This is a genomic window from Rubritalea spongiae (assembly GCF_042652385.1).
Lineage (GTDB): Bacteria > Verrucomicrobiota > Verrucomicrobiia > Verrucomicrobiales > Akkermansiaceae > Rubritalea > Rubritalea spongiae.
The window spans coordinates 1850251-1869317 of record NZ_JBHSJM010000001.1 but is presented as its reverse complement, the minus strand read 5'-3'; the positions used below and the strand labels follow the sequence as shown (position 1 = coordinate 1869317).

Below are 19067 nucleotides of genomic sequence, written 5' to 3'. Positions count from 1 at the left end.
ACTTATTTAGAATTTGCTGTGTAGCGGGCGATGAATGCGTCTTTGAACTCGGTGAAGGTACCGGCTTCGATCGCTTCGCGCGCTTGCTCCATGAGCTGTAGGTAAAAATGCAGATTGTGGAAGGAAAGCAATCTTAAAGCGAGCATTTCCTTGGCTCGCCAGAGGTGACGGATGTAGCTGCGTGAGAAGCGGGATACGCTGGGGTGCGTGGTTTCAGTGAGTGGCCGCTGATCGAGTTCGAATTCCTTATTTTTGATATGGATGGGGCCGTCAAAGGTAAAGGCGAGTCCGTGGCGGGCGACACGGGTTGGCATGACGCAGTCGAACATGTCGACACCTCGGGCGATCATTTCGAGCATCTGTGGAGGAGTGCCAAGGCCCATGGCGTAGCGTGGTTTGTCTTCGGGGAGGTGTGGGACTGCGTTGTCGATGGCGCGGATCATTTCGTGTTCCGGTTCACCTACGGAAATGCCTCCAACGGCGTAGCCATCGAAGCCGATGTCTATGAGTTCTTTTGCGGATTGTTCACGTAGGTCAGCGTAGATGGAGCCTTGGACAATGCCGAAGGCGAGCTGGCGGTTCACCGCGGTAGAGTTGGCGATAAGGCTGTTGTCTTGCTGCCAAGGGACGATTTTTTCGCGATTAGCTACGTGCCACTCTTTACAGCGTTTTGCCCAGCGGGTGGTGAGTGCTAGCGAGTCTGCGGCGTATTTTTCATCGCAGGGGTAGGGGGGGCATTCGTCGAAGAGCATGGCGATGTCTGAGCCGAGGGTGGCTTGGATTTCCATGCTGGATTCGGGCGATAGCATCATTTTAGAGCCATCGAGGTGGTTGGCAAAAGCGACACCTTCTTCGGTAATTTTACGTAGCTTAGCGAGTGACCAGACTTGGAAGCCACCGGAGTCGGTGAGGATGGGCATGTCCCAGCTGGAAAATTTATGGAGGCCCTGAGCAGCGCGGATGACATCGAGACCCGGGCGGAGATTGAGGTGGTAGGTATTGCCCAGGATGATTTGCGAGCCGAGATCGATGAGGTCATCGGGGTGGAGGGTCTTGACGGTACCTTGGGTGCCGACGGGCATGAAGATGGGAGTCTGGACGACGCCGTGTGCGGTGGTGAGTTCTCCGCGGCGCGCCTTAGTCTTTTCGTCGGTCTTGAGAAGCTTGAACATTGATGGGTTAATTAGTCACTGGTGATGTAGCTTTGGTCAAGAAATACGCGGTTCAAATTGAGTGCTATAACTTTAAATTGGGTGATTTTCGCAGCGGTTATGACAGAGTAATTACGTGAAAGTATAACTTTAGTGTTGCGCTTTATGAAAGTTGAGACTAGTTCTTGAACAGATTTAACGAAATCATCCATGAACGCCAACATTATCCATTCATCCATTTGCAAGATTTCCTCCGGGAAGTCTCATGGTGCTATGTTTACAGGCATTCAGATGATTTCCTTTATTTGGTCCTTTCAGCAGAAAGGAGGGACGCGAGCTGCATAACCCAGTATTTACAATAGATACGAATTCAATGTGGCTCGCTTTCCAAGACTGGAAGCGAGTTTTTTTATGTCTTGAATCCAGTAAGGAATGCCCACAACGAGTTTACGAATGAGACAAACTGAAGAACGCGAGCAGTGGATTGCGGTTTTCGATGTCTAAGATCTGGATCAGAAAATGATCTTTCACTTTAACCAAATTGACTCTGATGAGTCCGTGAAATCTTCTGGATGAAATATCCTTAAGATAGCATATTAATATTTTTAATTTTAACAAATGGGTGCGTGTGAGCACTCGTAACAACTTATTACTATTATGACAACTTTACTTGAATGGACAAAGAACGAGGCTGCTGTGGTGGCCGATGAGGTAGAGCTTCTGGTGGAGCTCACCGTAAAAGAGACGATTGGGCCAGGTTTGCTGGTGCGCAATCTATTACCGATCTTGGCGGAAGAGCCAGGTTTGCTGGTGGATGTGGTTTTACAGCTGACGAATCCGAATCGTGACTACAGCGTGGTAGCGCTGGAGGATTACAAGAAGACATACGCCGAGGTGCTCGATGCGCCAGGAGTGCGGGCTCGAGAAGCTCTGCTGCGAGCTCTTGAGGATAGTGCGAAACGTGCTGGTTATGCCGGGCTTACTGCTGAACAGGCGGCCTAATACCAGCTTCTTTTAAAGATGAATTTTTAAGCCATAGATATGTGTTGAATGTCCTTTGCCGAGGACGGAACGAGCCTGAGGTGTGGTGCCTCAGGCTCGTTTTTTGAGAGTCTCGCTTGTTTTGAGTGGTTTTTAAGCGAGGGCGTCCACGAGCTGGAGCCATTCTTGTTCAAGTGAATAGCTCGGCATTTCTTTGCCAGCGCGGTGGTACCAATATGAGGCATTTGGCAGGTCGCCTTCGACGCGATGGAGGTAGGCGTGGATCCAAGAGCCGGCTGGGTCTGGTATGGAATCGCACATATCGTGAGCGCGGTGCCATTCACCTGCTTGTTCTAGCCAAAGGGCTTGGTGAGCGGGGATTAGGTCTTGCGGCATTGGTTTATCTGAATGGGCAGATTTAAGAAGCTCGGCAGCGGTCATAGTGATTGGTGATTTACATCTTGTGTTTGCTTGGGAAATCTCATTGTCAGGATGGCAAAGATACCAGAAAGGAAGCGTAGCTCTGATGAGTTGGCAAGGATGCAGATGCAAAATGCGATGCAGATGCGTCCGCCGGTGGCTCAGTACCAACGTCAGGTTGCGCACCCGGTTTTGTTGGTACTGGGGTATTTGCTTTCGCTTGGTGGAGCTGGCTTATTGATTGGCCCGATACTGTATTTTGCGAAACCACTTTCGCGGCACCACGCGTGTTTTTTGTTTTTGATCTCGTTGATCGTTCTAGGTGCAGGCGCGTTGTACTATTATGAAAATTACGCGCGCTATACTTACTGAGTGAGCTGCCATGGCCAAACGCCATCATCCCATTGGGGCGCTCTGCCCATGACGCGTTCTTTTAGGGCCCTAAGTGCGGCTTTGGTATCGATACCATCGCGCATACGAGTTTTTGAATCGGTAATGGTTCCGTCTGGTTTAAGCGTAAGTTTCCACATGAATGGGGTGGCACGGATGATGGGGTCGGCATTGAAATTTTGCATTTCACCGAAGCGAAGGTCGACGAAGTAGATGCTATTGGCTTGCGCGGGGTCAGGGAATGCCTTCCACCAACCTTTGCTGAACCAGTCGAGGGTGTCGAAGGCTTTTGAGTGGTGGAAGGGTTTGGCGCTTTCTGGATGGCGTTCGATTATGTGAATGGGTGAAGCCCGGGAGGCAGAGTCAAAGATGGACCAATAGGTGATATAGTAGTGGGAGTCGTCGCGTGCGAGCATGCGCCAGAGGAAGATGTTGCTGAGGGTGGGGGAGACGAGCATGTCTGTGTGTTGGATATTTTTACTGCTTAAGCGCTGTTCGAATTGTGATTTTGAGAGGTTGAGAAAAACCACGCTGAGAAGAGCGTAGCAAGAAATCCAAGTGGTGGTGGTCCAGGTGATCCAAGTGCGTGTTTTCCCATCGCGTTGGCAGAAGAGGCAGAGCAGGTTTCCGAGTAAGATAGGGATGGTGAAGAAAAGGTCGGCAATGGCCATATTACCGAATGCGACTCGGTAATCGCTGAAGGGTTCTAAGACCTGGGTGCCGTAGCTGTTGAAGCAGTCAATGAGGACGTGAGTGAACCAAGTGAGTAGGACGAAGGCTGTGGCGCGCCGGTGTGTCAGAGATACATGTAATTTACTGAGTAAATTGCCGAAAACTGGGCTCAGCAGTAGCATGAGGAAGAGAGAATGAGAGAGGCTACGGTGGTTACGCAGGCTGTCCATGGCATCGAGCCAAGGGGCCATAAAAATGTCTAGATCGGGGACTGTGCCGAAGAAAACGCCCCAGAGGGCACCTTTCCAGCCGAGTTGGCGGCGCAGAACGAGTTCGCCACAAAGTCCGCCGAGTGCTGCTTGGGTGATAGAGTCCACGAGGGCGATGTTACAGTATGTTTCCCAAGAAACAAATGGTTAGAGAGTGACAGTGAACTAAAGATGAAGGATGTTCTTCAGTAATGAGCGAGAAGCGAGAGCACCCGAATGATCCATTACATGGAGTGAAGCTAGAAACGATGCTAATCGAGTTAGTCGAATACTATGGTTGGGAAGATATGGCTTGCCGGATTCGGATTAATTGTTTCGCGAAGGATCCGAGTGTGAAATCGAGCTTGAAGTTTTTACGTAAAACTCCGTGGGCGAGAGCGAAAGTGGAGACACTCTATCGGCACTTTCTCGAAGTCCGTTAGAGATCTAGGATTTTTATTTTCAATCCGTTGAGGGAGAGTCCTAGGTTATCGCCGGACTTTGGTTCACTGGCGGTGATTTCGATAAAGAACTCTTCGTTGGGTTCTAAGTTAGATAGGATGTCTGAGGTTCCAAAGGAGGTATTGGTGCGCTCTGAGCCATAACGTTTGGGTTTTCCTATGATTTTACCATTGTTGTCTTTATAGGTGATAATGCCATCACAGTTCCAAGTAGTGAAATGAGTTTGGACTTGGATTTTTTGGTTGGCGAGTGTGTCTGGAGCTACAAGTTTGACTTTCCAACCTTCGCCGGGGTCGAGATCACAATGTTTGGTGTTGGCGTGGAGAGCTGGGACTTTGTCACGCTTGACACCTATTTGATGAAATCTAACTAAACCGATTGGTTTTTTGAGATGGACGAATGAACCGATGTTGGAGGTGGTTTGGATGATGTCGCCCTTGGGGTGAGAGCTAGTTTCTTTGGTTAGTGATTTGCCCTGATACACGATCCAGTCATCGCATTGGGTATTTGTGATATTTAAGAGTGGTTTGCCGATGGGGGCATTCAGAGGGTTCGAGTAGCGTACAATTTTCCTTTCACTTAAGATGGGGGGGAGCGATGTCTCTTCAACTCCTGAGCTAGGAGTGTTATTCACAGGCACGAGCTTATCTTTATCGAGTGTCGTGGCAGGAGTAGAATTTCCTGCTGTTTGCTGGTTATCGGCTAGAGTTACAGGCTTTGAGCTATTATTTCCTGAACCCATGAGAGCAACAAGTCCGATGAGCAGGATAGCGGCAAAGCTGCCGATAGCGATCATTAGCTTCGTGCCACTTTTTTTTGTAGGAATGTAAACTGGGAGGGTTTCGACGGTTGCGGTGTGGATAATTTTGTTGGGCAGTTTAGGGACAACGAGTTGAGGGGGAGCTGTTCGAGAGCTATTACGTTGTTCTTTGGGAGTAAGTGTAGGAAGCCTGTGCAAGGCCTCAGAAGCTCCAGAAAATCGTTTTTTTACATTACTTTCAGTAAGCTTGGCAATCCACTCGATGAACTTGGGGCAGAGATCGGACCGGTAATCGGTGATGGGGGGAAGTGTGCCATCACGGTGGGCTCGGCTGAGTTCAGCGAGGTCGATTTCAGCAAATGGGTGACCACCTATCAAACTTAGGTAGATGAGATGCCCTAGCATATAAAGATCTGATTGTGAGGTCGCTTCTTTATCCTCAAACATTTCCGGCGGCATGATGACTGGATCTGCCATTCGAGCATAGGCTGATTCGATGCCTTGAATCAATGGAGCTAGTCTAGAGAGGCCTAGGTCGTTGATGATGGCAGTGTATCCACCACGGGCTCTTGGTGTGAGAGTAATCGACCCGGTAGACATGGCTCCGTGGATAAAACCATTGTTGTGGGCAAGCTGTAGGGCATCCAACAGCTGTGCGGCCATTTCGTAAACTTCCGTTTCTTCAAGTGGCCCTTTATCGACATGTTTAGAGAGTGTGTCGCCTTCGATGAATGGATAAATCAAGTAGGCGCCGTCTTCATCGACTCCAGCTTCGAGAATTCCCAGTAAATTCGGATGTAGGAGGCTGCTGAGATTATGTGTGAGGTTTGTAAAGGTTTCTTCCCAACCATTTACTGAAGTGTCACCCTTAGCACTGTAAAATCGACGTATAGCGACTTTACGCTCAAGTTGGTGATCAGTGGCTTCGTAGACGCCGCCAGTGCGGCCTTTGCCAATGATACGGGTGAATTCGTACCTTTCTTCGTCCATGGTCTCTTAGATTATTGGGGGATTGTTATCTCAGTGTGTCAGCTTTTCTGTGCAGAGAATAGAAGAAACGCAAATTTTGATAGTGAAATAGAGTTAAATATTTTCAGAGATCCATGGTTGGGCGAGCTCGAGAGCTCGAGAGCGATGGCTTAAGCTATTTTTAGTCTCAAGAGAGAGCTGAGCAAATGTTTCTTCAAAGCCGTCAGGCATGAAGAGAGGATCATACCCGAAGCCGCCTTGGCCGCAGTGTTGTGAGATGATAGTGCCTTCTACAGCACCTGAAAAGTGGGCGAGTCGCTCACCGTTTTTTGCAATAACGATCACACAGCGGAAGCGTGCTGTACGCGGGACGTTAGTTGGAAACTTAGCGAGTTCAGTTAGAAGTTTTTCATTGTTGGCCGCGTCATTACCTTCTTCACCAGCATAGCGTGCGGAGTAAACGCCTGGTTCGCCGTTAAGGGCATCGACTTCAAGGCCTGAATCGTCTGAGAGTACCCATTGGTCGGTGAGTTTACTAATTTCGACTGCTTTAAGGGTGGCATTTTCGAGAAAGGTGGTGCCAGTTTCTTCGACCTTTGGGAAATCTTTCCCCGCGAGATCTTCGACAGAATATTGAGAACCGAGGATGGCAGCGATTTCTTCGGTTTTGTGGGAGTTGCCGGTGGCTATGAGGATACTTTTTATTGGAGGCATGGGATTGTTTTGCACGATTTTAAAGAAATGGGAATAAAAACCAGTTCTCAAACCGCTTATAGGTATGATGAGCTTAAGTAAGACTTTTTTGGTGACGATGATGAGCTTCGTGGTTTCAGTTACTAGCGTGTTCTCTGCTGATGCTTGGTTAAAGAGCATCCCAGAGGCATTGAAGCTGAGTGAAACGGAGAAGAAGCCAATTTTTGTAGAGTTTACGGGGTCGGACTGGTGTCCACCGTGTATCATGATGGATAAGAAGGTCTTTTCTAAGAAGGAATTTCTAGAGAAGGCGCAGGAGCATTACATCTTAGTGAAAATAGATATTCCGCAAGGGGATAAGGAGCTGAGTAAAAAGAACGAGAAGGTGCTCGATGAATATGAGGTTACTGGCGTGCCGACAGTTGTGTTGTTAGACCCTCAAGGGAAAGAGTTTTCTAGATTTAGTGCTTCTCAGTTCAACACTGTAGAAAAAATGTTAGGTGAGCTTGAGCGCCAGTTGCGGATCAAAGATATGTTTTAAAATAGTCACAAAGGGCAGCTTGGAAAGCATACAAGCTGCTTTTACAACGAAATTTCATTGTGTAGTAAACGTGGTAGGAGGGTGTGTGCTTGGGAGAGCGCATGCCCTCCTTATATCAAACCGCATTCCAAAAGAGACAAATGATTTTTTTGGGGGTGAAGGATTGCGCTATGTGAGAGAAAAGTGGTGTGGGCTCTTTGTTGATAAATCTACGTTTATCTTCAGTCACAATGCTGGCATCGCTTCTTCATTGAGCCTTAAATTTTTAACAAATTGCACCGTTATTTGTCTCTTTTTAATTGCGAAGTGGTCTCATTTTGAGAAGTGGTTCAAAATGGCGGTCATGCTCGGTATTAGAAAGTGACTTCACCACAAAACACATTCTGGGTGAGCATGACCGCTGAGTGCATCAGCTGTGAGGCCGGTGCTAGATGATGAACCTTAGGCCTATGGCCAATTCCAAGCCTATGGTTATCATCGGAGATTGTTAGCTTTTTTATAATGAAAGAAAAAGCCCTACACCTTTCGGGTAGGGCTGATGAGCTTAGCTTAAAAAGCTGATTCGTCAATGAGTCAGTGTGCTTATTCGTGAATCAGATGCTTAGGGAAGTCTTCGATGCGTTCGCAAGCGACTTGTTCCATGACCTGCTGGAGCTGGCGCTTGAGCATGGTGAAGGTGTGATGACCTCCTTTTTTGCCGAGAGCACCGACGCCGTACATCGGTGTGCGGCCGAGGAAGGTGAAGTCGGCGCCAGAGGCGAGCGCGTTAGCGATGTCTGGACCTGAACGGATACCGGAGTCCATCATGATCTTGATGCGGCCTTTGAATTCAGGTGCGAGAGCTTGAAGTGGCTTGATCGTGGATTGGCCGGAGTCAAGCTGACGACCACCGTGGTTTGAAACGATGAGTCCTTCGAGACCGTGCTTGATTGCGACTTCTGCGTCTTCAGGGTTGACGATACCTTTGATGACGATGTTGCCCTGCCATTTGTCGCGCAGTGCTTGGATTTTATCTTCACTGAGGCGTCCGGAGAAGGTTTTGTTCATGAAGAGACCGAGGTGCTTCATGTTGAGACCTTTTGGAATGTATTGCTTCATGGTTTGGAACTCGGGGGCTCCAGCGAAAAGCTGGCTGAAGGACCAAGTGGGGTGGGTGCACATTTGGAAAATGTTGCGTGCGGTCATGCGCGGCGGAATTGAGAGACCATTTTTGATCTCTTTCGGGCGATAGGCAAAAGTAGGGGTGTCTGCGAGGATGACGAGGGTGCGGCAGCCTGCAGCCCATGCGCGCTCGAGAAGTTTATCGCGGAGATCGTCTTCAGCTGGATGGTAGAGCTGGAACCAGAATTTTCCTTCAGTGATTTCGGCAATCTTTTCGATACTGGCTGTGCCGACGGTGGAAAGGACGAAGGGGATGTTGTGGTCCTTCGCAGCTTGGGCGAGGATTTCACAGCAGTTTGGCCACATCAGGCCTTGGAGGCCGACGGGAGCCATGCCGAATGGGGCATCATAGGTTTCTCCGAATAGTTCTACTTCCTGAGATGCGCCTGGGTAGTTGCGGAGGTAGTAGGGCTGGAGCTGCACTTCACGAATTTCATCGGTGTTGCGGCTGAGGTTAATTTCGGAAAAGCAACCACCATCAAGGTAATCGAAAGCGAAGCCAGGCATGCGTTTTTTTGCCTGAGTGCGGAGGGCTTCCACAGAAGGGAAACGTGAATCGAAGAAGTCTTTCATTTTGTTCGGTGCTTATATAGGGAATCGGTGAGACTGCCTATAGATTATTTCATCATGTTACTACGTTATTTCCACATTGATGGCAGTGACGGGTTCAGGCATTTTTGATGCTTGAGAGATCAAATGGAGTGTCTTGGTAAAGTTCGTTAATCCAGTTATTGAAGAGCAAGAATGCATAGGGTCGCCAGCGATTGATAGGCTCTTTCGAGTCATCATTGTCAGGGAAGTAGTGTTCTGGCGGCTTGGTGTCGATGCCGGCTTGTTTGTCGCGCCAGTATTCTTGGCCGAGGGTATCGGCATCGTATTCTAAATGATTCAGTATAAATAGATCACCGGTTTGTTTGCAGCGCGCCATGGCGACGCCAGATTCCTCTGAGCGGGCGAGGATTTGGAGGCCTGCGGATTCGATGTCGTTGGCGTTGTTGGCGGTGTAGCGCGAAACCGGCATCGGGAAGCGATCGATAAATCCCTGCATGAGCCTAGAGGCGCAGCCGGGTTCGAGATTGTGGTCGTAGACGCCGAAGAGCTTTTTGCCCATGTCATATTTTTCTACGCCGTGGAGTACTTTGAGAAGTGCTTGCGCTCCCCAGCAGATTCCGAGTCGGCGGAAGACATGGCTACGTGACCATTCAATGATCTCGCTGAGTTCTTCCCAATATTTTACTTCAGTAAAAGGAAGTGTCTCGATAGGCGCACCAGTGATGATGAGGGCATCGAAGTATTCGTCGCGAATGTCATCGAGGGTTCGATAGAATTCGATGAGGTGGTCTTGTCCGGTATTGCGCGGCTGGTAGCTGGCAGTAGTCATCAAGGTGAGTTCTACTTGCAGCGGTGAAGCTCCTAATAGTCGCGCGTATTGGATTTCCGTTTGGACCTTTTTAGGCATCAAGTTCAAGAGCAGGACTCGCATTGGGCGGATGTCTTGGCGCGAAGCTGTAGAGCTATCGATCAAGTCGATGCCTTCGGAGTGGAGCGCTTCCCGAGCTGGGAGTGTGTCTGGAACTTTAATCGGCATGTGCTAGTCACCGCATAGCTTTGTGCATGGAATTAGTCAATGGCCATTGAGAGTGCAGGGGGAGAGCAAAAAAAATCGCAGCTCTGTCTTTGGAGCTGCGATTTAGAAATTAAAGGGGCTTGGCAAGAAGCTTAGCCGAGTAGGCTGATGCCATGGTAGACGGTCCAAGCGGCAGCAGCTCCGAGACCGAGCTGGATAGCCCACGCGGCGACGCCTGTGACGACGCGGCGTTTTACTAATACGATGGCGCCTCCAAGAGCGAGCCAGATGGCTAGCTTGACGAACATCCAGGTTTGGAGCTCGTTATTGTATTTTTTAGAAATTAATCCGAAGCCTGAGACTAGGATAAGCACTAAGCCTGTGCCGTGGGCGATCGCTGCGCCTTTGCTCCATTGTTTCATTCCATAGGCGAAGCCCATGAAAGTGAGAAGAATGCCTACGATGTGGATAATGCTGTAAATGTATGGCTGCATGAGAATAGTTTGTTTGTTCGCGACTTATACGAGCGAAAAATTCAGAGTGCAAGCCTATCTCAATGGGGTATTTATTAGTTACTCATGCGGACGGCTCATCGCGTATTTCCAAGGAGAGGAGGCATGGTTTATCATCGGTATGCGATGTGGAAATTGACAATCGGGGGAATAGATGAGAGTTTAAAGCCCTCTTATGAGAGAAATGGCAAAAAAACTGACAGGTGTATTTCTGCTTGGTGTGATGGCTCTGCTGATCACATTGAAGCACCCTGCGTTTAATTATTGCCTATGCCTCGAGTCATTCACTTTGATTGATTGTGAATGTGTGGAAGAGCAGGTTGTCGAGTTTGAGTGTGATACTTGCTGCCCGCTGGAAGACGAGCAGCCCTGCAAGACTTCGGATGTGTCTGACGATTGTTTTGTAAGTTTGATGTTTGACTCCGGCGAGTTCGTACAGACTGAGACTTTCCATTTTTCTGAGGCTTCTGAGTTAGGAGAAATGCTCCCGGTGGAATTTCTCCTGGTTGATAGTTTTGAGCTCGAGAGCTTGGCTCCGATTCGCGGTAGCCCCGACTTACCGATTGCTAGTGCAGCACCTTTGTATCAAAGGCATTCGGTGTATTTACTTTAGTTTTTTGAATTTGCGCAAGTCCTGCTGAGTGGTGGAGGCTTGCGTTTTTGTTGCTTGGACTAGCGCTCCTGTTGGAGTGTTTGTGAGGTCCTGATCATGTGTGGTTTACACATTTCTTATTCAAACAATGTCGCGATGCGACGAATTCAAAAAATACATGTCTTTAGATTTATTAACAAAAAAGGGCGAAACTCAAGAGGGGAAGGCGAAGCGTTCTTATGCATGGATGCTGCCGGTCGGCTTACTCGTGGGCTTCGTGCTGATTCTCGCCTTACTCTTTGGTGACAGGATGTTGCCAGCGATTGAGGTGGATACTATGCCAGTTGAGACGTTGCGCTCAGAAGATCAAGGTGGAGTACAGTTCGCTCAGAATAGTGGTGGTAAAGGTGAAATGCTGTTCCAGGCATCTGGCTGGGTAGAGCCAGATCCTTACATTACCTATGTGCCAGCACTGGTGAACGGGATTATCGATAAGGTGCACGTGCTCGAGGGCGATACAGTAGAGAAGGGACAACTTCTCGCTGAGTTGATCTCGGATGAGCAGGAGCTCGTATATCAAGCTGCTGAGAAAAAATATGAAAGCATGCAAAAGAAAATTGATGCTCATTGTATGGCAGTGCCAATAATCAACGCGCAAATTGAGGCGGCAAAGAAAAAGATCGAAGCTGGGACTGCCTTGTTATCACAGGAGCGCGATAATTTGCAAAGGCTTGAAAACATAGGCAGCAATGCTGTGTCCGAGCAGAGTATCGTGGCTGCCCGTTTTACTGTGACGAGGCACGAAGCTGTAGTGGCTCAGGCTCAAGCTGAGTTGCCTGAGTTAGAAGCCAAAATTGAACAGATTCATGCTGAGCAGGGTTCGATGGAGGCTACTTTAAAGGAGTATGAAGTGATGAAGGCTGAAGCGAAATTGGCTCTGGATCGAACGAAGGTGTACGCGCCGATGGATGCTGTTGTGCTTCATTTGCATGCGGCTCCTGGGAAAAAGCGGATGCTGAACATGGACGATCCGACATCGGCAGTGATCGTTGAACTGTACGATCCTCAAAAGCTACAGGCGCGGATTGATGTGCCACTGACTGAGGCTGCAGGATTGGTGGTCGGCCAAGAGGTGGAAATGGTGAGCGATTTGTTGGCCAACAAAGTTTTCAAGGGGACAGTGACGCGCATTAGCGGTCAGGCAGATCTCCAACGAAATACTTTGCAGGCGAAAGTGGCGATTCAAGATCCCGATATTCGCTTGCGTCCAGACATGCTCGTGCGCGCGAAATTCTTTGCTCTAACTGCGACAACTAAGAAGGTGGAATCCGGTGTCTCTAGTGGTCGCCTTTCACTCTACGTGCCGCAGCAGGCAGTGTTCGATGAGAACCAAGTATGGGTACTGAGCCCAGAAGGGCGTGCTGAGTTGCGCCGTATCGAGCTCGGATCGAGTACTCGCGATGACCACCAGTTGGTCATTTCAGGATTAAAATCAGGTGAGCAAGTGATCTTGCCGCCGCATACGGATCTGGCCGAGGGCGTCCGTGTAAAAACAAACCAATAAAAACGATGTTTATTTCAATTCAAAATCTTACAAAATCTTTTCATAAAAATAAGGAAGTGATTACTCCGCTGGAGGATCTTTCACTGGAAGTCGAACGCGGGGAATTTCTCTCGCTGATGGGTCCTTCTGGGTCGGGTAAAACGACTTTGCTCAATATCATTGCAGGGATAGACACGCCGACTTCTGGAAGTGTCGAAATCAATGGCAAAGATATTGCTCATTTGTCACGCACTCAACTTACTAATTGGCGGGCGAAGCATGTGGGTTACATTTTCCAGCTGTATCATCTGGTGCCGATTTTATCTGCCTATGAGAATGTCGAGTTGCCGTTATTGTTAGGAAAATGGACGAAGGCTGAGCGGAAAGAAAAAATCATGGCTGCGCTGGATCTGGTCGGGTTGGCGAATCGTGCTCAGCACCGTCCGTCTGAACTCTCTGGAGGGCAGGAGCAACGGGTAGCAATTGCTCGAGCGATTGTGCACGACCCCGAGATGTTAGTGGCGGATGAGCCAACTGGTGATCTTGATCGTGAATCGGCTGATTCTATTTTGAGATTGCTTAACAATCTTGCTGAGCAACACGACAAAACTATCGTGATGGTGACGCATGATCCGAAAGCCTCTGCTGCAGCGCACCGAGCATTGCAGTTAGAGAAAGGGAAATTTGTAAACGAGGGGCATTTGCTGACGCACTAAATGAAACTGTTAGTATTAGCTTGGAAGAATCTTGTAAGGCACCGGCTGCGGTCGTTGCTGACCATTTTCGGAGTGGCGGCAGGTATGTTTCTCTACACCGCTGTGCAGACGATGCAGTATTCCCTCTCAACAGCAACGAAGATGAATGCTGATGATACAACCTTGGTGGTGTACAGGGAGAATCGCTTTTGTCCGATGACCTCACGTTTACCGGAGCACTACGCGCCGACGATTAAACGGATCGAAGGAGTGCGCGAAGTGATTCCCATTCAGATCACGGTGAATAACTGTGGGGCTTCTCTCGATGTGATTACCTTTCGCGGGGTGCCGCCAGAGACGCTGAAACAATATAGCCCTGACATGGAAGTGATTAGCGGGAGCTTTGAGGACTTTAGTAAGCGAAGTGATGCGGCCTTGGTTGGTGAGCATTTTGCGGCGCGCCGAGGGCTGAAGGCGGGTGACAATTTCGAGGCTGTTGGCATCAATGTCTACGTGGCTGGGATTATCACTTCGGATCAACCGCAGGACCAAAATGTGGCCTATGTGCATTTACCGTTCCTTCAACAAGCCTCTCGGGTGGGCTTGGGGGTGGTGACACAGTTTAATGTGAAAGTGGAATCTGCAGAGATGTTAGATGCAGTGGCGGCGAAGATCGATGAGACATTCGCTTCTGACCAGCAGCCTACGAATACGCGTCCAGAGAAAGCATTTTTTGCAGAGACGGCAAAGCAGATGATAGAGTTGATTGGTTTTACCCGCTGGCTAGGGATCGGTGCTGTGGTAGCGGTGTTAGGATTGGTCGCGAATGCTGTGTTACTGATTGTGCGCGGTCGGGTGAAAGAGACTGCGATTCTTCAGACCTTGGGATTCACGCGTAAAGACATTGGTTTTATGGTGGTGAATGAAGGGGCGCTGTTAGGTTTGGTCGGAGGTTTGTTAGGGGTGTTAGGAGCTGCTTTGTTTTTCAAGTGGAAGGCATTTACGCTTGGCAATGAGGGATTAACCTTAGCTCTGTCTCCATCGCTCAATGTGGTGATGAGCGGCTTGTTAGTAGCTCTGGCGCTCGGTTTGTTGGCATCGCTATATCCCGCGTGGAAAGCGACATCTCGTCCATTAGTTCAATCACTCAATAGCTAAGATCATGTTACCATTTACTTATGCATTAAGGAATTTGTTCCGCGATCCAGCGCGTCTGTTACAGACTGTGGGAGGCGCGGCCTTGGTTGTGCTCTTATTGATAGCGGCAGTGGCTTTGAACGAAGGGATGAATTCGGTTTTAGAGAATTCAGGATCGACGAAAAATGTGATTCTGATGGGTAAGGGCTCCGAGGAATCGATTGAGCGGTCCGAGGTTCCTTTGTCTGCTGAATCTGCTGTGGCGACTTCTGTTCGAGGCTTACAAGAAGTGCTCGGTGTGAGTGCGGTGTCGGGTGAGATTTTTTATCAAGCTCCCCTCCACATAGCTCAGGGCAAGGAAAGCCAAGCATTGCTGCGCGGTGTGTTAGAGAATGCTCTGTTAGTGCATCGTTCGGTGCAGTTAATCGACGGTCGCTTTCCGCAATCGGGAGAAGTGATGGTAGGGCATTTGGCGCATCGCAAGCTCGGTGTAGCAGAAGAAGACCTCGCGGTAGGTGAGTCACTTTACTTCGGTGATACTGAGTTGAAAATTGCGGGGCGATTTATCGCTCCTGGGACGGTGTTAGAATCTGAAGTGTGGTTTGACCGTAATGACTTGGCGGTGCTGACTCAGCGCGATTCTTTATCGTCTGTCACTGTGCGGATGGATGCAGCTGAGTTTGAGGATGTGGAGGTCTTTACGCTACAGCGCAATGACTTGGAGCTGGCAGCGATCAGTGAGCAGGGCTACTATGATAAGCTAAGTACTTTTTATGAGCCTATCAAAGTGATGACTTGGGTGACTGCGGCCTTGGTCGCAGCTGGTGCGTTGTTCGGTGGTTTAAATACTCTGTATGCAGCCTTTGCGGCGCGTATTCGAGAAATGGCGACTTTGCAATCGATCGGCTTCACGCGGAAGGCGCTGTTTGTTTCTTTAATTCAAGAATCACTTTTGGCGACGCTGACTGGCACCTTAGTGGCTTTCATCCTCGGGTATTTTATCCTCGATGGTTTAGCGGTGCCGTTTTCGATTGGCACTTTCACGCTGACACTGACGCCGTCAGTGATTGGCGTTGGGTTGATCACTGGGGTGCTGTTAGGGACGATTGGAACACTACCTCCAGCAATTCGCTGTTTAGCTCCAAGCTTGCCTAGCGCCTTGCGTTCTTCGTAAAATTCACAACAACACAAATACAATAATGAAACTAAAATACATACTCGCATGTGGCTTGTTCGCTGGACTCGTTTCTTGTTCAGAAAAGCCAAGTGCTGAAACTAATGTTGGTGCCACAGAAGAAGTGGCCGGTGGCCTTCAAGGTTTATTGTTAGAATCGGCTCCAGAAGGTGCGATTACGATTAATGAGCTGCGCTCTTCAGCAAAAGCAGGTGATGCCGTTGCTTTCAGTGGAAAGCTGATTGGTGGAGATCCTGTGCTGATTGAGAAGCGTGCGATCATGACTCTGGGAGATCCTGCGAAGTTAATTTCGTGTGACTTGATGGGTGAAGATGATCATTGTCAAACTCCGTGGGACGTGTGCTGTGATGATAGTGACGCTATCAAGCAAAACATCGTGACCGTGCAGGCAGTCGATGCTAGTGGCAGCCCTTTAAAAGAAAGTTTCCGTGGGCTCGGAGGTATTCAAGAGCTTAGTAAGGTGACTGTTCTTGGAGCTGTTGCTGAGGAGTCCAATGACGAAAACATGATTGTAAATATCACGGGAATCTACGTGCAGAAAGATTAGCGTAGAGAGTATTTCACCGTAATCTCCTATAGTTGATTCTTCAGCTATAGGGGGATTGCGAGAGGTGACGATTAATGCCTCGCCTCTCTTCTCATCCTATCTCTTTTTTTAAATTGCGAAGTGGTTATTACAGTTGGCTGTGGCGGCTTGTCCTGTAGCGGTACCAGTGGCGAAGGCGGCTTGCAGGAGGAAACCTCCTGTGGGCGCTTCCCAGTCTAACATTTCACCGGCGAGGTAAATGTGTGTGTGTTGCTCGAGTTCGAAACCTTCTTTGAAATTCGACCATTTGACACCACCAGCGGAGGAGATGGCTTCATCGATAGGGCGGGGACGAGTGAGTGGGATGCGGCATTGTTTGACGCAGTGGGCGAGTGATTGAGCGTTCGTGAAGGGACCGTGGATGTGTTCTATGATCGCGAGGGCGGCTGGGCTGAGCTTCCAACGCAGTTTCGCTTCGTGGAGGAAGTTGCGTTTCGCCGATTCCATTTTTTTGAGCAATGCCTCTTCGCTGAAGGTGGGTTTGAGATCGAGAATGATGTGTGGAGATTTCATCGCGCGAATAGCTGGACCTAGTCGATAGATCGGGCCGCCTTCGAGCCCGTAGCGGGTGATGACTAGCTCACCTTGGCGTGAATGTTCACCAGCATGGACGGTCATGTTCTTGAGAGGTAAGCCTTCGGCTTGAGTTAGAACATTTTCGGGCCAATCGACTTCCCATCCGCAATTTGCTGAACTCAGAGCTGTGATTTGAAGCCCGAGTGACGCTAACAGTTCGACCCATTTTCCATTAGATCCTGTACTAGGCCATGAGGCCCCACCGAGAGCTAGGATAATGGCGTCGTGTTGAGCGTGAACTTCGCTTGCGTCGTGTTGGAATGCAAGACGGTGTGGCGTGCCACTAGAAATGGCGGTGAGTTCGTGACGCACTTTGAAATCGACTCCGAGACGGCGGAGCTTTTCGATCCAGCGGCGTAGGAGGGGAGCGGCTTTCATGCCGACAGGGAAGACTTTTCCAGAGCTTGCGACGTAGGTCTCTATACCCAGTCCTGCAGCCCAGGCGCGCAAGGCGTCATTATCGAAGCTACTGAGCGCTTGATAGAAAAAGTTAGGGAGTTCGGGGCCATCGTAATAGTCGAGAAATGCGGGGAAGGCTTCACCGTTGGTTAGGTTCAGGCCGCTTTTTCCAGCAACGAGGAACTTGCGACCGACAGACCGCTGGGCCTCATAAAGCGTGACTGAGGCTCCAGCTTCTGCAGCCACCTCAGCCGCGCGCAGTCCCGCAGGACCACCACCGATGATAGCAATGGAAGGTGGATTCAGTTTTGGAATATTGAGGGTGGAAAGTTGGGCGGCTCAACTTGCGAGAAGCTCCCTAAAATGGGATGTCGTCGCCGTCGTCGAGATTAGAACGGAGGTCTGCAGCGCTCGGTTCTTGTTGATTGCCAAATGGGTTATCAAAGTTTGGCTCTTTTTGTGGGGCAGACTGTTGTCCTGACTGCCCACTAGCGGCTTGGATTTTCCAGCAGTTGAGGTTCACGTAGTAACGCCCATTGTATTCGTTACCGCGGATGTCGAAATTGACGTTTACTTCTTGGCCAACAGAGAAATTATCGAGGAAAGCACACTTGTCTTTGACTGTTTCGAACTTGATGTCCTGTGGGTATTTATCGCCTGTGGTTACGACAAATTCGCGTTTAGTAAAGCCTGAGCTAAAGGTTTGAGTGTCGTCGATGAGTTTGATCTTTCCGCTAATTTCGAACATGAGAAAGTCATCGTGGAATCGTTCGAGAATGTCAAAGCATGATCACCTGAAAAAACGGATTTAGTGTTTGAAGAGAGTAATCCATCCTTGAATTTCTTTTTCTGGGAGAAATTTATGCTGTAGGTTTTGGGTTTGAGTGTGCAATTGAGCCTGTAAATCTGGGTCAGAAAGAGCGAGAGCAAGGAGGTCTGCGAGGCTCTGCGGACTGTCTGGTTCGAAGTAGCCGAGGTAGTTGTCTTCTAGTAATCCTAGATTACCTTCTATGCGGCTCGCGAGCACTGGGGTGCCGAGAGCGATCGACTCGGCAACGGCATTAGAGCCACCTTCGCTGTGGGAGGTATTGATGGTGAAATCGACTTGGCGCATCCAGCTGAGAGTTTCAGGGTATGGGAGAGTGTTGAGCCATTGAAAGCGGCGGTCGATGGTTTGCCAATGGTTCGCTTGTTCAGCCATTTGTGGGTCTAGCGCGGCACCGAGGGTGAAGGCGTGGAGTTGGAGCTGTGGGAGCAGGGTGAGTGCTTTATTGATGAGGAAGGGGTTTTTTACGGGGCGCAGATGCGCAGCTAGGAGAACGCTGTTCTCTGGTGGAGGCGGGCATGGGTGTTCTGGTGGCAGGAGGACGCTAGCGGGGACGAATCTTGCCTTAGGGCGATACTTTGACGGGACGCTAGCGAGTGAGGCTTTTTGGGAGACGACTAAGTAATCCGCTAGTTCGAGCGCCTCGAAAAACTCAGGTTTGTTGTCGGGTAGGTCTTTGTAAAGGTCGGTGCCAGTGAGGTAGATAATGAGTTTTCCTTGGGGGCTACAGACTTTAAAGCGTTGGCTGGTGATGAGGGTCTTCGTGGCATGTAGGGCGATCATGGCGTCGGCTTGCGGCGGCATGTCAGTATGGATGGCCTCGGCGAGATGCCCTGCATCATTTAATAATTGGACAATGCGTTTGGCGGTGATGGTGTTGCCTTTTGGGCTGGTGAGGGGATAGGCGCTGGAGACGAGGACGTACACGGTGAGATGAGGGTTGCAATTCGGTATAATCAACTTAAATCATTCTGCTAGAAAAGCGAACTCT

21 protein-coding genes are annotated in these 19067 nt (G+C 49.4%); 10 read left to right on the top strand and 11 right to left on the bottom strand.

The genetic code is table 11. The features are described 5' to 3' along the window. Positions 1–2: 2 nt before the first annotated feature. Positions 3–1172: a tRNA guanosine(34) transglycosylase Tgt gene (gene tgt / locus ACFPK9_RS08490; RefSeq protein ID WP_377094424.1), complete on the bottom strand. Its 1170-nt coding sequence runs from the start codon at positions 1170–1172 to the stop codon at positions 3–5. A 636-nt stretch (positions 1173–1808) separates the two neighbouring features. Between tgt and ACFPK9_RS08485 the strand changes: the two genes are divergently transcribed. Next, positions 1809–2153 (top strand): hypothetical protein, encoded by a 345-nt coding sequence (locus ACFPK9_RS08485; RefSeq protein ID WP_377094423.1) that lies wholly within the window; start codon positions 1809–1811, stop codon positions 2151–2153. Between the two features lie 132 nt (positions 2154–2285). Here the strand turns inward: ACFPK9_RS08485 and ACFPK9_RS08480 are convergent, their stop codons facing one another. Then, positions 2286–2573 carry a hypothetical protein gene (locus tag ACFPK9_RS08480; protein ID WP_377094422.1) on the bottom strand — a complete coding sequence of 96 codons (288 nt, stop codon included), beginning with the start codon at positions 2571–2573 and terminating at the stop codon, positions 2286–2288. Positions 2574–2624: 51 nt separating this feature from the next. On the opposite strand from ACFPK9_RS08480, the gene ACFPK9_RS08475 reads away from it, so the two are divergent. Next, positions 2625–2924 (top strand): hypothetical protein, encoded by a 300-nt coding sequence (locus tag ACFPK9_RS08475; RefSeq protein ID WP_377094421.1) that lies wholly within the window; start codon positions 2625–2627, stop codon positions 2922–2924. On the opposite strand, the gene ACFPK9_RS08470 is transcribed toward ACFPK9_RS08475, so the two are convergent. Next, entirely contained in the window at positions 2918–3991 is a 1074-nt protein-coding gene (locus ACFPK9_RS08470; protein WP_377094420.1) for a metal-dependent hydrolase, read from the bottom strand. The two genes, ACFPK9_RS08475 and ACFPK9_RS08470, sit on opposite strands and share 7 nt — an antisense overlap. Positions 3992–4074: 83 nt before the next feature. Between ACFPK9_RS08470 and ACFPK9_RS08465 the strand changes: the two genes are divergently transcribed. Beyond that, on the top strand, positions 4075–4305 hold the full coding sequence (locus tag ACFPK9_RS08465; RefSeq protein ID WP_377094419.1) for a VF530 family protein: 231 nt from the start codon (positions 4075–4077) through the stop codon (positions 4303–4305). Here ACFPK9_RS08465 and ACFPK9_RS08460 read toward each other — a convergent pair. Together ACFPK9_RS08460 and rdgB are read right to left on the bottom strand one after the other, a co-directional pair. Beyond that, positions 4302–6074: a serine/threonine protein kinase gene (locus tag ACFPK9_RS08460; RefSeq protein WP_377094418.1), complete on the bottom strand. Its 1773-nt coding sequence runs from the start codon at positions 6072–6074 to the stop codon at positions 4302–4304. The two genes, ACFPK9_RS08465 and ACFPK9_RS08460, sit on opposite strands and share 4 nt — an antisense overlap. 93 nt (positions 6075–6167) lie before the next feature. After that, on the bottom strand, positions 6168–6767 hold the full coding sequence (rdgB, locus tag ACFPK9_RS08455) for an RdgB/HAM1 family non-canonical purine NTP pyrophosphatase (RefSeq protein WP_377094417.1): 600 nt from the start codon (positions 6765–6767) through the stop codon (positions 6168–6170). A gap of 64 nt (positions 6768–6831) precedes the next feature. Between rdgB and ACFPK9_RS08450 the strand changes: the two genes are divergently transcribed. Beyond that, positions 6832–7287 (top strand): thioredoxin family protein, encoded by a 456-nt coding sequence (locus ACFPK9_RS08450; protein ID WP_377094416.1) that lies wholly within the window; start codon positions 6832–6834, stop codon positions 7285–7287. Between the two features lie 582 nt (positions 7288–7869). Here ACFPK9_RS08450 and ACFPK9_RS08445 read toward each other — a convergent pair. The 3 genes from ACFPK9_RS08445 to ACFPK9_RS08435 form a co-directional block, all read right to left on the bottom strand. After that, positions 7870–9021, bottom strand: a complete 1152-nt coding sequence (locus ACFPK9_RS08445) for an alpha-hydroxy acid oxidase (RefSeq protein ID WP_377094415.1) — start codon at positions 9019–9021, stop codon at positions 7870–7872. Positions 9022–9115: 94 nt separating this feature from the next. Next, positions 9116–10036, bottom strand: a complete 921-nt coding sequence (locus tag ACFPK9_RS08440) for a homoserine O-succinyltransferase (protein WP_377094414.1) — start codon at positions 10034–10036, stop codon at positions 9116–9118. A gap of 131 nt (positions 10037–10167) precedes the next feature. After that, positions 10168–10509 carry a hypothetical protein gene (locus ACFPK9_RS08435; protein ID WP_377094413.1) on the bottom strand — a complete coding sequence of 114 codons (342 nt, stop codon included), beginning with the start codon at positions 10507–10509 and terminating at the stop codon, positions 10168–10170. Between the two features lie 202 nt (positions 10510–10711). Here ACFPK9_RS08435 and ACFPK9_RS08430 point away from each other — a divergent pair, with 202 nt between their 5' ends. The 6 genes from ACFPK9_RS08430 to ACFPK9_RS08405 all read left to right on the top strand — a co-directional run bounded on the left by ACFPK9_RS08430 (position 10712) and on the right by ACFPK9_RS08405 (position 16236). Further along, positions 10712–11140, top strand: a complete 429-nt coding sequence (locus ACFPK9_RS08430; protein ID WP_377094412.1) for a hypothetical protein — start codon at positions 10712–10714, stop codon at positions 11138–11140. A 157-nt stretch (positions 11141–11297) separates the two neighbouring features. Then, positions 11298–12683, top strand: a complete 1386-nt coding sequence (locus tag ACFPK9_RS08425; protein WP_377094411.1) for an efflux RND transporter periplasmic adaptor subunit — start codon at positions 11298–11300, stop codon at positions 12681–12683. A 5-nt stretch (positions 12684–12688) separates the two neighbouring features. Continuing rightward, entirely contained in the window at positions 12689–13378 is a 690-nt protein-coding gene (locus ACFPK9_RS08420; RefSeq protein ID WP_377094410.1) for an ABC transporter ATP-binding protein, read from the top strand. After that, positions 13379–14515, top strand: coding sequence for an ABC transporter permease (locus ACFPK9_RS08415; RefSeq protein ID WP_377094408.1), 1137 nt, complete (start codon positions 13379–13381; stop codon positions 14513–14515). A 4-nt stretch (positions 14516–14519) separates the two neighbouring features. Continuing rightward, the gene (locus tag ACFPK9_RS08410; RefSeq protein WP_377094407.1) at positions 14520–15668 is read left to right on the top strand and encodes an ABC transporter permease; all 1149 of its coding nucleotides are present in this window, start codon (positions 14520–14522) and stop codon (positions 15666–15668) included. Between the two features lie 25 nt (positions 15669–15693). Beyond that, positions 15694–16236: a hypothetical protein gene (locus ACFPK9_RS08405; RefSeq protein WP_377094406.1), complete on the top strand. Its 543-nt coding sequence runs from the start codon at positions 15694–15696 to the stop codon at positions 16234–16236. 108 nt (positions 16237–16344) lie between these two features. On the opposite strand, the gene ACFPK9_RS08400 is transcribed toward ACFPK9_RS08405, so the two are convergent. From ACFPK9_RS08400 to ACFPK9_RS08390, 3 genes are read right to left on the bottom strand one after another with little or no spacing between them, the layout of a single operon-like run. Next, complete coding sequence (locus ACFPK9_RS08400) at positions 16345–17556, bottom strand: BaiN/RdsA family NAD(P)/FAD-dependent oxidoreductase (RefSeq protein ID WP_377096588.1); 1212 nt, start codon at positions 17554–17556, stop codon at positions 16345–16347. A gap of 52 nt (positions 17557–17608) precedes the next feature. Next, a complete protein-coding gene (locus tag ACFPK9_RS08395) occupies positions 17609–17998 on the bottom strand; it encodes a DUF3127 domain-containing protein (protein ID WP_377094405.1) in 390 nt (129 codons plus the stop codon). Between the two features lie 60 nt (positions 17999–18058). Further along, positions 18059–19003 (bottom strand): glycosyltransferase, encoded by a 945-nt coding sequence (locus ACFPK9_RS08390; RefSeq protein WP_377094404.1) that lies wholly within the window; start codon positions 19001–19003, stop codon positions 18059–18061. Positions 19004–19067: the final 64 nt, after the last annotated feature.

What these genes read in the sequence shown, in the direction of transcription:
- tgt (WP_377094424.1), bottom strand. Translation starts at nt 1,172, where the DNA reads ATGTTCAAGCTTCTCAAGACCGACGAAAAGACTAAGGCGCGCCGCGGA.
- ACFPK9_RS08485 (WP_377094423.1), top strand. Translation starts at nt 1,809, where the DNA reads ATGACAACTTTACTTGAATGGACAAAGAACGAGGCTGCTGTGGTGGCC.
- ACFPK9_RS08480 (WP_377094422.1), bottom strand. Translation starts at nt 2,573, where the DNA reads ATGACCGCTGCCGAGCTTCTTAAATCTGCCCATTCAGATAAACCAATG.
- ACFPK9_RS08475 (WP_377094421.1), top strand. Translation starts at nt 2,625, where the DNA reads ATGGCAAAGATACCAGAAAGGAAGCGTAGCTCTGATGAGTTGGCAAGG.
- ACFPK9_RS08465 (WP_377094419.1), top strand. Translation starts at nt 4,075, where the DNA reads ATGAGCGAGAAGCGAGAGCACCCGAATGATCCATTACATGGAGTGAAG.
- ACFPK9_RS08460 (WP_377094418.1), bottom strand. Translation starts at nt 6,074, where the DNA reads ATGGACGAAGAAAGGTACGAATTCACCCGTATCATTGGCAAAGGCCGC.
- rdgB (WP_377094417.1), bottom strand. Translation starts at nt 6,767, where the DNA reads ATGCCTCCAATAAAAAGTATCCTCATAGCCACCGGCAACTCCCACAAA.
- ACFPK9_RS08450 (WP_377094416.1), top strand. Translation starts at nt 6,832, where the DNA reads ATGATGAGCTTAAGTAAGACTTTTTTGGTGACGATGATGAGCTTCGTG.
- ACFPK9_RS08445 (WP_377094415.1), bottom strand. Translation starts at nt 9,021, where the DNA reads ATGAAAGACTTCTTCGATTCACGTTTCCCTTCTGTGGAAGCCCTCCGC.
- ACFPK9_RS08440 (WP_377094414.1), bottom strand. Translation starts at nt 10,036, where the DNA reads ATGCCGATTAAAGTTCCAGACACACTCCCAGCTCGGGAAGCGCTCCAC.
- ACFPK9_RS08435 (WP_377094413.1), bottom strand. Translation starts at nt 10,509, where the DNA reads ATGCAGCCATACATTTACAGCATTATCCACATCGTAGGCATTCTTCTC.
- ACFPK9_RS08430 (WP_377094412.1), top strand. Translation starts at nt 10,712, where the DNA reads ATGGCAAAAAAACTGACAGGTGTATTTCTGCTTGGTGTGATGGCTCTG.
- ACFPK9_RS08425 (WP_377094411.1), top strand. Translation starts at nt 11,298, where the DNA reads ATGTCTTTAGATTTATTAACAAAAAAGGGCGAAACTCAAGAGGGGAAG.
- ACFPK9_RS08420 (WP_377094410.1), top strand. Translation starts at nt 12,689, where the DNA reads ATGTTTATTTCAATTCAAAATCTTACAAAATCTTTTCATAAAAATAAG.
- ACFPK9_RS08415 (WP_377094408.1), top strand. Translation starts at nt 13,379, where the DNA reads ATGAAACTGTTAGTATTAGCTTGGAAGAATCTTGTAAGGCACCGGCTG.
- ACFPK9_RS08410 (WP_377094407.1), top strand. Translation starts at nt 14,520, where the DNA reads ATGTTACCATTTACTTATGCATTAAGGAATTTGTTCCGCGATCCAGCG.
- ACFPK9_RS08405 (WP_377094406.1), top strand. Translation starts at nt 15,694, where the DNA reads ATGAAACTAAAATACATACTCGCATGTGGCTTGTTCGCTGGACTCGTT.
- ACFPK9_RS08395 (WP_377094405.1), bottom strand. Translation starts at nt 17,998, where the DNA reads ATGTTCGAAATTAGCGGAAAGATCAAACTCATCGACGACACTCAAACC.